12 protein-coding genes are annotated in these 12,526 nt (G+C 45.4%); 10 read left to right on the top strand and 2 right to left on the bottom strand.

The window, feature by feature from the left end:
- Window positions 1-80 precede the first annotated feature (80 nt).
- The gene (locus F0220_RS21580; protein WP_062835531.1) at window positions 81-383 is read right to left on the bottom strand and encodes a hypothetical protein; all 303 of its coding nucleotides are present in this window, start codon (window positions 381-383) and stop codon (window positions 81-83) included.
- 350 nt (window positions 384-733) lie between these two features.
- Between F0220_RS21580 and F0220_RS21575 the strand changes: the two genes are divergently transcribed.
- From F0220_RS21575 to holA, 3 genes are all read left to right on the top strand, one after another.
- Window positions 734-1,282: an RNA polymerase sigma factor gene (locus tag F0220_RS21575; RefSeq protein WP_017687205.1), complete on the top strand. Its 549-nt coding sequence runs from the start codon at window positions 734-736 to the stop codon at window positions 1,280-1,282.
- On the top strand, window positions 1,279-2,562 hold the full coding sequence (locus F0220_RS21570) for an anti-sigma factor family protein (protein WP_105599758.1): 1,284 nt from the start codon (window positions 1,279-1,281) through the stop codon (window positions 2,560-2,562). Before F0220_RS21575 ends, F0220_RS21570 begins: the two co-directional genes overlap by 4 nt.
- Window positions 2,563-2,817: 255 nt before the next feature.
- Window positions 2,818-3,834, top strand: coding sequence for a DNA polymerase III subunit delta (gene holA / locus F0220_RS21565; RefSeq protein WP_105599757.1), 1,017 nt, complete (start codon window positions 2,818-2,820; stop codon window positions 3,832-3,834).
- A gap of 189 nt (window positions 3,835-4,023) precedes the next feature.
- On the opposite strand, the gene rpsT is transcribed toward holA, so the two are convergent.
- Window positions 4,024-4,296 (bottom strand): 30S ribosomal protein S20, encoded by a 273-nt coding sequence (rpsT, locus tag F0220_RS21560; protein ID WP_024628504.1) that lies wholly within the window; start codon window positions 4,294-4,296, stop codon window positions 4,024-4,026.
- Window positions 4,297-4,471: 175 nt separating this feature from the next.
- Here rpsT and gpr point away from each other — a divergent pair, with 175 nt between their 5' ends.
- The 7 genes from gpr (at window position 4,472) to hrcA (ending at window position 12,496) form a co-directional block, all read left to right on the top strand.
- Entirely contained in the window at window positions 4,472-5,473 is a 1,002-nt protein-coding gene (gene gpr / locus F0220_RS21555) for a GPR endopeptidase (protein WP_091013937.1), read from the top strand.
- Window positions 5,474-5,618: 145 nt separating this feature from the next.
- Window positions 5,619-6,914: a stage II sporulation protein P gene (locus tag F0220_RS21550; RefSeq protein ID WP_091013939.1), complete on the top strand. Its 1,296-nt coding sequence runs from the start codon at window positions 5,619-5,621 to the stop codon at window positions 6,912-6,914.
- Between the two features lie 53 nt (window positions 6,915-6,967).
- Entirely contained in the window at window positions 6,968-7,327 is a 360-nt protein-coding gene (locus F0220_RS21545) for a hypothetical protein (protein WP_091013942.1), read from the top strand.
- A gap of 145 nt (window positions 7,328-7,472) precedes the next feature.
- A complete protein-coding gene (gene lepA / locus F0220_RS21540) occupies window positions 7,473-9,287 on the top strand; it encodes a translation elongation factor 4 (RefSeq protein ID WP_036615097.1) in 1,815 nt (604 codons plus the stop codon).
- 148 nt (window positions 9,288-9,435) lie between these two features.
- Window positions 9,436-10,620 (top strand): radical SAM family heme chaperone HemW, encoded by a 1,185-nt coding sequence (gene hemW / locus F0220_RS21535; protein WP_105599755.1) that lies wholly within the window; start codon window positions 9,436-9,438, stop codon window positions 10,618-10,620.
- Between the two features lie 118 nt (window positions 10,621-10,738).
- Window positions 10,739-11,209, top strand: coding sequence for an N-acetyltransferase (locus tag F0220_RS21530; RefSeq protein ID WP_017687214.1), 471 nt, complete (start codon window positions 10,739-10,741; stop codon window positions 11,207-11,209).
- Window positions 11,210-11,464: 255 nt separating this feature from the next.
- On the top strand, window positions 11,465-12,496 hold the full coding sequence (gene hrcA / locus F0220_RS21525; RefSeq protein WP_036615092.1) for a heat-inducible transcriptional repressor HrcA: 1,032 nt from the start codon (window positions 11,465-11,467) through the stop codon (window positions 12,494-12,496).
- Window positions 12,497-12,526: the final 30 nt, after the last annotated feature.

Here is a 12,526-nt window from a genome sequence, read left to right as displayed (position 1 = left end):
AGCCCGCTTTCCGTTACACTCCACGAGGGAGAATATCGGAAAACGGGCCATTTTTTCAAATTGTAGAAGAGATATAAGAACTATTCAACGCCATCCTTAAAGTGTTTGTTCCAGTGTTTGTCTCCCTTGTGCAACAGATCTTCTACCGTTTTCTCAAGAGTCATCAACAACTGTGCTCTGACATCAAGTACGGTTTCTCTGTACAAGCGTTCTTCCGATCCAACGATTTTATCGCCGTATAATGCCTGTGCAGCTACGTACTTCCGATGTTCCTCGACCAGAGTATCAATGGACTCCAATGCATGTTCCACAAAGTGGGAAATACTTTGGTATTCTTTGGGCATTTGTTCTTTTAAAGCTTGAATTTTCGCAAGAGCTGGCATGCTCATCACCTCGTGTTTATGAATGTAAATTTACAATACACTATTTTCATGAAAATTGCATTAAAATCAGCTTAAATTTGGACAAATTTCGACTTTTTTTATTTTAGGAACCAAAAAAGTGCTTATCTATAATGTATGCCATTGCATTTGAATTGAGTCGTGTAAGTAATGGAATCGCTTTTGGATACGTTTGGTGACTCGTTATGCAATTTCTGTTATTCTAAGAGAAGATTTCAGCGGCCCTAATACATACGCCGTTATTTTGTTATGGCAAATTAAAAAATACTTAACTTTGCAACAATTTTATTGATGATCACGTCTGTAAGGTTGCAGGGAGAGGGGGATCCTTTGTGGTAGAGCCGGAACTCATCAGAGCCGCTCAATCGGGCGATCGCGACGCTCTAATTACCCTATTGCGGGAGATTGAACAACATGTCTATCGGACCGCATATTACATTCTAAATAATGAACAGGACGCTTTGGATGCTGCTCAGGAAGCGTTGATCCGAATTTACACCAAAATCAATTCATACGAAGAAAAGGCCCAATTCAAAACATGGGTACAACGCATCGTCACGAACATCTGTATTGATAAATTCAGAAGAACCAAGCCGTCCGTCTCCATTGACGAACATGACATGGTTTTTCAGGATAATCAGGATGTGGAGTACGAGGTCATGTCTACATATGTGGCCCAGGACATTCAGGATGCGATCAACAAGCTTCCCGAGCACCATCGTACCGTTATTGTTCTAAGATATTTGCAGGACTTATCCTACAATGAAATTGCGGATTGTCTCGATCTTCCGTTGAATACGGTGAAATCTTATTTATTTAGAGCCAGACAGCAGTTACAGAATCTACTACAGGAATATCAGAAAGGTGGTGTGACAGGATGAAATGCGAAGAGGTGGTGGAATGGATGCACCGCTATCTGGATCATGATCTGGGCGAGGCGGAAACCGCGCAGATGCTACAGCATGTGGCAAAGTGTCCGGAGTGCGCCGAGAATTTTAGTTTACTCAGAGCTCTTTCCAGAGAACTGGAAGAATTACCGCAAGTAAGCCCGAAATTTAGTCTGGTTGATGCGATTATGCCACAACTTGATGCCATTGACGAAGCGCGGAAGGAACAAAGTAGCACCATACAGGAAATGAATCCTGTCCCCGCTACATTTGAGAATTTACAACGTTCAAGTGAGCGGAAAACGAAGCAAAAATGGCTTAACTCGATGGCAGGACGTATGTCCATGGGTGCAGCGGCTGCGGCAGTTATATTGGGATTCGCCATCTGGGGGAATCCGCCTGAACAGATTGAGAATGCCGATTCCATGCTAATGAGCTCTGGAGCTTCTCAAGAGGGCGGCAATTTGGATGAGAATTCATTAAGCAAGAATATTGAAAATTATGATCCTGCCCCTTCGTCCCAACCAAGCAGCAACGATGTGTTTGTGGATCAATCGAATGTTTCACCAACTAAACCAGATAACCAAGACGTAGAAACAATTCCTGAAGAAAACGGTGGAGATGGGGTACAGGAGCCTGAAGTTCAGTCAGATCCGACACCTAAACAACCGGCTACAGAATCAACGCCTGCTCCGAATAAAGGGCCGCAGGATAATTCGTCCAGAACTCCTTCGACCGATAATCAGAATAATCAGGTTCATAACCAAGATTCTGAGCAGAGAATTCAGGGATCAGGAGATTCTCCTAAATCTTCTGCAGATGGCGAAGAGAATGGAATAACAGAAACGGAAAATGGAGATGCGCGATCCTTCACTTCTCAGGATACAACACCTAATATGACTGAAGATGTTCCGGTTGAAGGTAACACTGTACCTGATTCAAGTGCAGGTGCAGACGCTTCTGGAGGAAACAAAGGTTTTGCAGCAGGACAGGATCAGGAAATGACAACAACGGCAGCACCAAAAGAATGGAAATCCCCTGACGGCTCTTATGTAGTTATGCTTATTGGTGATCAAATCAGCATATACTCCAAACCTGCGAGCGAACCGGATGTTCTAAATTTGGTTGAACAACGCAGTATAGATGGGACACTGAAGTCAGCGAGTTGGTCGAAGGATGGTACCCTATTTAATTACGAAACGGACAAGGACGGAACAACGGCGAAGAACTCGTTTAATGTGCCTGCTGTTTCAGGTGGAGCTTCTTCGAAATAATTAAAATTGGGGAGTGCGCTCCTCTCAACGAAAGAACATTTTCAGTATGACAAGCATATAGTGGAGTAACAAAACGTCCTATCTCAGTTCAAACAACTGACGTCGTATGACCGCGCTCCGGCTTTTTCTAGAACTGCTGGTGTCTGCGTTTATATAGATGTAGGACAGGGGACCTTCATCCATAACTGGATGTAAGGTCCCTTTGTTGTCTTGCATGTTTTCTGGTAGGATAAGAGGGATAAGGAGGCGCCGTGAATGGATGTAAAAAGTGCAACAAAGGCAATACGTAATGGAGAAACGGCACCGATCTATGTGCTGTACGGAACGGAGAAGTACCAGATACAGCAATTTACGGATATGTTAAAAGAGCAGGTTATTGAAGAAGAACATCGTGATTTTGCGATTATTCCATATGATTTGTCTGAAACGGCTGTGGAGGTCGTTATTGAAGAAGCGGAGACTGTACCTTTTCTGGTTCCACGCAAATTAATTATTGTAAGGGATGCGAGCCTGTTCACTGCAGGTAAAGAATCCAAGATTGAACATCAGGTTGATCGTCTGCTTACATATATGGAAAATCCGGCAGACTACAGTACGATTGTTTTCCTGGCCCAAGGGGATAAGCTGGATGAGCGTAAGAAACTGGTGAAAGCTGTCAAGAAACAGGCAGTAGTTCTTGCTTTTGCTCCACTTAGTGGAGATGAGCTGTTGAGTTGGATAGCGAAACTGGCGAAGCAACGGGATGTTTCCTTGGAGACGGGAGCGGCGGAAACGTTGATTAGCTTTGCAGGAACAGGTCTTCAGACCCTGTCTGCTGAAGTAGACAAGTTATGTTTGTTTGCGGGTAATGGGGGAACAATCCGGCGTGCTGATATTGAATCACTGGTTGCCCGCAGCACAGAGCAGAATGTATTCTCACTGGTGGAAGAACTCGCTAATTTGCGACTGGAGAAAGCATTGGCTCTTTTCTATGAGTTGCTGAAACAACGGGAAGAACCGATCAAAATCGCGGCTTTAATTGCACGACAGTTTCGAATCATGATCCAGGTGAAAGAGTTAGGTCAACAAAGCTACTCCCAACAGCAGATTGCCAGTCAGCTTGGTCTGCATCCTTATGCGGTTAAGATCGCTGGAGAACAAGCGCGTAAATTTCAGCCGGAACGTCTGAGAATGATTCTGAGTCACCTCAGTGAATTGGATTACCAGATGAAAACAGGAGCGGTGGATAAAGTTCTTGGTCTGGAGCTGTTTTTATTGAGACTTGGTGCGTAAATGGATGCGTAAACTGTAATAGATTACTAGTGTGAATAACAAACAAAGCGACCTTTGCTCCATGATGGTTAGATCATCGGAATAAAGGTCGCTTTGTCTGTGTCTTATACTTATCGAATCAGATACTAAAAAATCCTGAAAGCCTATGCTGTTCAGGATTTTTCCATTGGATCGTATAAGTAACGCTTCTTACGCTTGTGCGGAAAGAGCGTTCAGTTTTTTCGCCAAGCGAGACTTTTTGCGTGCTGCAGCATTTTTATGAACCAGACCTTTAGTTACAGCCTTGTCCAGCTTTTTGGAAGCAGCTTGAATCGCAGCTTTTGCAGTATCAACTTCGTTACTTACCAGAGCAGCATCAGCAGCTTTAACAGCTGTACGGAGTGCAGACTTCTGGGAAGCGTTGAGTGCGCGGCGCTTGTCGCTCGTTTTTACGCGTTTAACAGCGGATTTGATGTTTGGCATTACATTCACCTCCTGTAAGGCATTTGCATGAATACAAACGTTTCACAACTTAAAATATTCTATCACGCTAGCATGTAAAATGCAACAGATATTCCTACGATGTTCGACATGCTGTATAAAGAAACCCTTTTTCCCACACAATATGCTCAAATGCGGTAAGGGAGGCAGGGACAGAATGACACTGGATTTGCAAAACTATACAGTTCGTACCGATTTGGCGATCGACTCCAAGGAAATGGCGCAAGGTGGACAGAAACAGACGATTCCCGGACTGCGGGAAGATGTGGAGAAAAAAGAGGGCATTACGATTACACGTATTGATGTCCTGACTGAAGAAGCAGCCACGGCCATTGGTCGGGTGAAAGGTCACTATGTCACCTTGGAAGTACCTTCCCTCCGGAATGGTGATACCGAGTTACAGGAGCGAGTTGCTGCCGAGTTCACACGTGAAATGGAAGATTTTATGGTTAAGGCCGGAATCAACAAAACATCCAAGGTCTTGATTGTTGGCCTGGGCAACTTAAATGTCACCCCGGATTCACTCGGTCCACTTGTTGTGGAAAATCTGATGGTAACCCGTCAGTATTTCGAATTGGTGCCAGATCAGGTAGCGCCAGGGTATCGGGAAGTCAGCGCGATTGCTCCCGGCGTGTTAGGAACAACAGGCATTGAATCCAGTGACATCGTACAGGGAATTGTAGACCGGACCAAGCCGGATGCCATTATTGCGATTGATGCCTTGGCCTCCCGTTCCTTGGAACGTGTAAATACAACGATTCAGGTAGCGGACATTGGTATTCATCCTGGTTCCGGTATTGGAAACAAACGGCGTGGCCTGACCCGTGAGATATTAGGTGTGCCTTGCATCGCCATCGGAGTACCAACCGTATGTTATGCGTCCACCATTGTGAACAATGTGATTGAGATGATGCGCTCACACTTCCGCCAGGAAACGGATCAGACCAAACAGATCATGGGTATGCTGGACGACATCGGTGAGCAAGATCGCTTGAGTCTGGTCAAAGAGGTACTGGAGCCACTGGGTCATGACCTCATTGTTACCCCAAAGGAAATCGATGAGTTTATTGAGGGAATTGCCAATGTTATCGCTACAGGACTTAACGCCGCACTCCATGATGCCGTGAATCCGGATAACGTAGCCGCCTATACACATTAAAACTAAAACTGCTGAGAAGAAGGTCCGAATCTATCGGACTTTCTTTTTTTTGTTTCTGGAATCTTTCATTTTCCTGTTCTATCAATTTGGGCGGGCTCATAGAGTTGAAGTATAAGAGTTGTCCAGCAGGGAAGGAGACAGCAGAATGAACAAGATATTGGCCTGGAATATTGGGAAGTGGAAAAAAAGATGTCTGCACGTGCTGGCCATGGGCCGTACGTTGTTGTTGCTTATGATCATATCTGCCTTGTTTTTTGTCGTACTGGGTCTGGGGGGGATGGCAGAGAAACGCTTGAATAATTCCCCCGTTTCTTCCATGAAAGGATTTGCGAGTGCCGTATCAAGCCGCTTTTTTGTCGATATGCTCGGTATGGAGATGCCCCATCTCACCCAGAAGGAACAGACCTCTGCCATATCCGGTGAGAATCTCACCTCTTTTGTTTTCCAATTACTAACAAATGTAAATCCTCAAGATCCGAAGAGCCTGATTGCGAGAGAAATGCCGGGCATGGGTTCCAACCAACCTGTTCTGCTCCGTCCTGGATCTGGTAACGAAAAAGCCGAGGCTCCCGAAGATTATCAGCCAGGTCCCGGTCTTACGGATACGGCTTCTGCAGGTGGAGGAAAACCCGGTAGTGAGCTGCATGTTCCACCAGGTCAGGACAATACGGATCCACCTGAGTCGAGTGAGCCTGGAGATGGACAAGGTAAAGAGGATCCCCCAGCGAAGAATGGTGAGAAAGACAATTCAGGCTCACCGACAACAGGTAAAAAGTCAATTCTTATCTATCATTCCCATCCACGTGAAGGCTACAATCCACTACTAGGTACAAAAAGTGATAATCCATCATCAGGCAAATCAACAGGCAATGTGTTTCAAGTGGGAACCTACCTCTCAGACAGTCTGAAGAAGCTGGGAATCGGCGTAGAACACGCCAAGGATGATTACCCCACTAAAGTTAAGGACTACAACTGGAACTATTCCTATAAATACTCCCGTCAAACGGTAAAAGCGGCACTCGCTCAAAATGATGATCTGACGTATCTCATAGACATTCATCGCGATTCACAGCGTCATGGCAAAACAACAACCACTATTAATGACTTGGGCTACGCCAAAGTATATTTCATTATTGGACATGAAAATCCAAATTGGCGGCAGAATGAAGCCTTTGCAGCGAAAATTCATAAGAAACTGGAATCGAAGTATCCTGGGGTATCCCGTGGTGTGTGGGGCAAAGATGGCGGAGGAGCCAACAATGGAGAGTATAACCAAACCCTTTCACCAAATAGCATTTTGATTGAGATTGGTGGCATCGACAACACAGGAGCTGAGCTCCAACGGACATCGAAGATTCTAGCAGACATGATTGCCCAAGTGTATTGGGAAGATCAGAAGGTGGACAAAGCCAGTGCCAAAACTTCGTCGCAGGGTGGATAGGAACCATATATGTAAGAAAGAAAAATAGTAGAGCGTGACAGGAGGCAATGTACATGTCCAGATTCGGTAAAAGACTGTTATCCATCGCTGTATTAATGTTGCTGGGTATTCTGTTTGGAATGCAGCTGGCTGGCAGCAACTTTCATATGGGCAATCCATCAGGAGGCACGTCAACCGTTGTGACAACTGAGCCAACTTCATCGGTGACCGAATCTGTTCCGACTGCACCTGTCCAAAAGGAAATTAAAGAACCACCATTTGTACCTGTTCAGTCACCAAGCCAAGTGCTTGGGGCAGATCAAAATAAGGCTCCGGTTGATGTGTTGGCAGACAAAACGGCTGGACTATTGCAAAATCTCTCACACAGTGGAATCAAGTGGGTGGTCTCTCTTTTTAGCGGTGTTGCTGAATAAAATACCATAATTTCAAGGTACAATATAACCTCTGGGAGTGCATGATGACACTTTATTATAAAGTTGAGACATCACGGGATTGATGCACTGTGCTTCAACTGTTATAATGAAGTGATTGACACTAGGCTGTTTCTGGGGGTAAGGAATGACTGACATTCGGGCAAGACAACGTAAAATTCGTAACTTTTCTATTATTGCACATATAGATCACGGCAAATCAACACTTGCGGACCGGATCTTGGAGCACACAGGTGCGCTCACTTCACGTGAAATGCAGGAACAAGTTCTGGATAAAATGGACCTTGAACGTGAACGTGGAATAACGATCAAGCTACAAGCAGTAGCCTTGACTTACAAAGCGGATGATGGTGAAGAGTATTTATTGAATCTGATTGATACACCGGGACACGTAGACTTCACGTATGAAGTATCACGCAGTCTTGCTGCATGTGAAGGTGCTCTGCTGGTTGTGGATGCGGCTCAGGGAATTGAAGCCCAAACACTTGCCAACGTGTATCTGGCATTGGATAACAATCTTGAAATTTTACCGGTTATCAACAAAATTGACCTTCCGAGCGCTGATCCTGAACGGGTGAAGCAGGAAGTGGAAGATGTTATTGGTTTGGACACAAGTAATGCGGTTTTGGCTTCGGCCAAATCAGGAATCGGAATCAAAGAAATTTTGGAACAAGTGGTGAAAAGTGTTCCGGCACCGACTGGTGATCCTGACCAGCCTTTGAAAGCGCTGATTTTTGACTCGCACTACGACCCGTACAAAGGTGTAATCGTATATGTGCGTGTTGTTGACGGCAAAATCAAATCCGGTTCCAAAATCAAAATGATGGCAACAGGTAAATCATTTGAAGTCATTGAAGTTGGAGCGTTCAAACCTCGCATGACCATCGTGGACGAGCTGAACGTGGGTGATGTTGGATTTATCGTTGCAGGTATCCGGCATGTTGGCGATACACAAGTCGGGGATACGGTAACGGATGCCAAAAATCCAACACCGGAACCTTTGCCGGGTTATCGTAAAATTAACCCAATGGTGTATTGTGGTCTCTATCCGATCGAAACATCGGACTATGTTGATCTGCGTGAAGCGTTGGAGAAATTGCAGTTGAACGATGCGTCTCTAAGCTTTGAACCGGAAACATCCAGTGCTCTCGGTTTTGGATTCCGTTGCGGATTCCTTGGACTGCTTCACATGGACGTTATCCAGGAGCGGATCGAGCGGGAGTTTAACATTCCGTTGATCACAACGGCACCAAGTGTAATCTATCACGTCACCTTAACAAATGGTGAAGTGATGAAAATCGACAACCCATCCAACTATCCTGAGGTGGGACGGATTGATTACGTCGAGGAACCATACGTCAAGGCAGATATTATCGTGCCGAATGATTATGTAGGTACCATTATGGAGCTGTGTCAGACTAAACGCGGTGAATATGTAAATATGGAATATCTGGACACAACCCGGGTTACCATTACCTATGAGATTCCGTTGTCAGAGATTGTATATGACTTCTTCGACCAGTTGAAATCCGGTACCAAAGGATATGCATCCCTGGATTATGAACTGTCCGGTTACCGTCAGTCCAATCTGGCGAAAATGGATATTGTACTGAATGGCGAACAGGTGGATGCTCTGTCCTTCATCGTTCACCGTGACCGTGCCTATAATCGCGGACGCATTGTCTGTGAGAAACTGCGCGAGCTGATTCCACGGCAAATGTTCGAGGTGCCAATTCAGGCATCTGTAGGTACCAAGGTTGTTGCTCGTGAGACGGTAAAAGCAATGCGTAAAAACGTACTTGCCAAGTGTTATGGTGGTGACATCTCGCGGAAACGGAAACTGCTTGAGAAGCAGAAGGAAGGTAAGAAGCGGATGAAGCAGGTTGGTAACGTTGAGGTGCCACAAGAGGCATTCATGGCGGTACTGAAAATTGATGACTAAACAATCTATTTTGAGGTACAACACAGAATGTGTGTATTCAAATTAGATTAAGGAGAATTCAATTTCGGTTACAACACAGAATATTAAATAACTAAGCTGAAAGGGAAGCCGGATGGCTTTCCTTTTTTCAAATAGAGGGGGACTTGCCATGACATTGGCAGCACACAGCCGGAAGACAGGTGCGCCCCAAGCGGTGTATCTTCACATTCCCTTTTGCACGAATAAATGTTTTTATTGCGACTTTAACTCCTACGTTCTGAAAGATCAGCCCGTGATGCAATATCTCGAAGCGCTGGAACGGGAGATGGAACATACAGTCAAGGCCAATCCACCGGGTGAGATCAAGACCATATTTGTAGGTGGGGGTACGCCAACGGCTTTGAAACCGGATGAGATGGCCGTATTTCTTCGTTCCGTGAAGACGTATTTCCCCAATTGGGCGGACGATATTGAATTTTCGATGGAAGCCAACCCGGGAACAACAGATGCGGAGAAACTCGCTGCAATGAAAGAAGGCGGCGTCAACCGTGTCAGCTTTGGCGTGCAGGCTTTTCAGAATGATCTGCTGACAGGCATTGGCCGTATTCATAATACGGATGATGTATATCGGAGTCTGGAGAACGCTCGAAAAGCGGGACTGACTAATCTGTCCATTGACCTGATGTTCGGGTTGCCGAACCAGACTGTAGAGATGTTGAATGAAAGTATCGACAAAGCGCTGGAACTGGATCTGCCGCATTACTCCATTTACAGCCTGAAAGTGGAAGAGAATACCCTTTTCCATACACTGTATCAGAAGAACCAGTTACCACTTCCTCATGAAGATGATGAACTGGAGATGTATCTTCTATTAATGAGAAGTATGAAAGAAGCAGGTTATGGACAATACGAGATCAGTAACTTTGCCAAGCCGGGCTTTGAGAGTCGTCACAATATTACCTACTGGCGTAATGAGGACTACTACGGTCTGGGTGCAGGTGCACATGGATATGTGGGCCGCGAACGGCATATGAATATTAAAGGTATAAATCCTTATGTTGAAGCTTCACGTGCAGGGCTGCCTCGTCTGGATCATTTTGAGATTGCTCGCCCGGAAGCTATGGAAGATTATCTGATGGTTGGACTGCGAATGTTGGAGGGAGCTTCGGCCTCACGCTTTAGCGAACAGTTCGGAGAGTCCATGGAAGAAGTGTTTGCGAAGCCTTTGGGCAAAATGTTGAACGCAGGGTTGCTTGAGCGGACGGCAGACGGCTTCCGACTGAGCGAGCAGGGTATCCTGTTCGGAAATGACGTTTTTGCGGAGTTTATCGGGTCCATATCGCTGAATTCATAGCTTGAAATTCTATACGCTCTGTTGTATATTTATTCATATTGATTTTACAGAGCGTGTTAATTTAACAACTACGAAGTCAGCTTTCCTCTGGAAAGCTTGGTAATAGGAGGAGAGCAGGATGTCGGTAATATGCAGAAAAGCTGTGCCGGAAGATGTTGAACCACTGTATGAAATGATTAAGGGCTATGCAGAGCGTGGGATCATGCTTCCGCGATCACGGGAAATACTGCACCGACAGCTGGAGCACTTTGTTGTAGCCGAAGTTGATGGTGAAGTGGTGGGTTGCGGATCACTTTGTCGTCTGGGGAATGATTTGGTGGAAGTCAGGTCACTCGGTATCTCGGAAGGACACAAAGGGCTCGGTATTGGCTCCCGATTGCTGGACCGACTGGTAGAAGAAGCAGAGAAACAACAGATTCCTAAGGTGATGGCGTTGACATATGAAGTATCCTTCTTCCTCAAAAACGGCTTTGCCGTGGTGGAAAAAGAGATTTTCCCCGAGAAAGTATGGACTGACTGTGTTCATTGCAGCAAGCAGGATTGTTGTGACGAGATCGCGGTATTAAAAGAGCTTAACGTTTCAGCCTAATAACTGAATGGACTGCATGGATCGAGCCGAGTCAGCCTCTGCCCTACATGCAGTCCTTTTTTACTTCAAAGTATGTTCAATAAAGTTGTTAGGACTCGTCGACATTGGTCTATACTATAAATAGATGAGCCCACTCATCAAACTCACTTGACAATGTTCACGTCAGTTTGGTATTTTTGTATTACCGCTTAGCACTCATCTAACCGGAGTGCTAACGACATGGGACAGTACAGTCAGAAGGAGGGAATACTCACCATGTTAACAGAGCGTCAACGAATGATTCTGAACGCTATAGTGGATGACTATATCCGTTCAGCTGAGCCCGTAGGGTCCCGGAGCATTTCCAAAAGGGGAGATGTTGGATACAGTCCGGCGACGATCCGTAATGAAATGGCGGACCTTGAAGATATGGGCTTTCTGGAACAGCCGCATACATCGGCTGGACGCATTCCATCCCATAAAGGCTATCGATATTATGTCGATCATTTGGTTCCTTGGAATCAAGTGGAGCCTCAGGAGTTGGATGATCTGAAGTCGTTCTTCGCTGAAAAGTTGAACGTCATGGAGCAAGTTATTCAGCATGCATCCAATATTTTGTCACATATGACGAATTATACTTCGATCCTGCTTGGACCGGAAGTATTCCATACGTCCTTACGTCACTTTCAATTGCTTCCGCTGAACGAGAGTGAAGCTGTGGCAATCATCGTGACCAATACAGGTCAAGTGGAGAACAAGACGGTTCAGATTCCACCAGAAATCTCGGTAGCCGAGATGGAAAATGTGGTTCGCTTGTTAAATACCAAGCTTGTGGGCGTACCCATCTACAAATTGAAATCCCGTCTTTATACCGAACTTGGGCAAGAGATGGAACGGCATATTACACGTTATGAGGAAGTTATGCAGGTGCTGAACAGTGCCTTTGATAACGAACATGATAATCGTCTGTTCCTCAGTGGTGCCACCAATATGTTGACTCAACCGGAGTTTAAAGATATCGAAAAGGTAAAAGATATTCTTGACCTGCTGGAAGAGACACCAACACTCATGAAATTGATGATGCCCGTGCCGGGTGGATCTGGTATTCAAGTGCGAATCGGCACTGAGAATGATCATGAAGCCTTTGCCAACTGCAGCCTGATTACAGCTTCCTATTCATTGGACGGTGAGGCTTTGGGTTCGATCGGTATTCTAGGACCCACGCGGATGGATTATGCACGTGTCATTCATATTCTAAATACACTATCCCGTGACTTGACGGCGATGCTGACACATCGTTTCAAATAAGATTCGGGAATGAACCATTTCATTCGTATA

The sequence above is a fragment of the Paenibacillus sp. 37 genome, assembly GCF_008386395.1.
GTDB classification, from domain to species: domain Bacteria; phylum Bacillota; class Bacilli; order Paenibacillales; family Paenibacillaceae; genus Paenibacillus; species Paenibacillus amylolyticus_B.
The sequence above is the reverse complement of the archived record's forward strand: the minus strand, read 5'-3'. Positions and strand labels throughout refer to the sequence as shown.

Bases quoted from the DNA above. Each gene is read 5' to 3' on its own strand.
- F0220_RS21545 (WP_091013942.1), top strand. From the start codon at position 6,968: ATGTCCAGATTCGGTAAAAGACTGTTATCCATCGCTGTATTAATGTTG.
- F0220_RS21580 (WP_062835531.1), bottom strand. From the start codon at position 383: ATGCCAGCTCTTGCGAAAATTCAAGCTTTAAAAGAACAAATGCCCAAA.
- F0220_RS21530 (WP_017687214.1), top strand. From the start codon at position 10,739: ATGTCGGTAATATGCAGAAAAGCTGTGCCGGAAGATGTTGAACCACTG.
- F0220_RS21570 (WP_105599758.1), top strand. From the start codon at position 1,279: ATGAAATGCGAAGAGGTGGTGGAATGGATGCACCGCTATCTGGATCAT.
- hrcA (WP_036615092.1), top strand. From the start codon at position 11,465: ATGTTAACAGAGCGTCAACGAATGATTCTGAACGCTATAGTGGATGAC.
- gpr (WP_091013937.1), top strand. From the start codon at position 4,472: ATGACACTGGATTTGCAAAACTATACAGTTCGTACCGATTTGGCGATC.
- holA (WP_105599757.1), top strand. From the start codon at position 2,818: ATGGATGTAAAAAGTGCAACAAAGGCAATACGTAATGGAGAAACGGCA.
- rpsT (WP_024628504.1), bottom strand. From the start codon at position 4,296: ATGCCAAACATCAAATCCGCTGTTAAACGCGTAAAAACGAGCGACAAG.
- hemW (WP_105599755.1), top strand. From the start codon at position 9,436: ATGACATTGGCAGCACACAGCCGGAAGACAGGTGCGCCCCAAGCGGTG.
- F0220_RS21550 (WP_091013939.1), top strand. From the start codon at position 5,619: ATGAACAAGATATTGGCCTGGAATATTGGGAAGTGGAAAAAAAGATGT.
- lepA (WP_036615097.1), top strand. From the start codon at position 7,473: ATGACTGACATTCGGGCAAGACAACGTAAAATTCGTAACTTTTCTATT.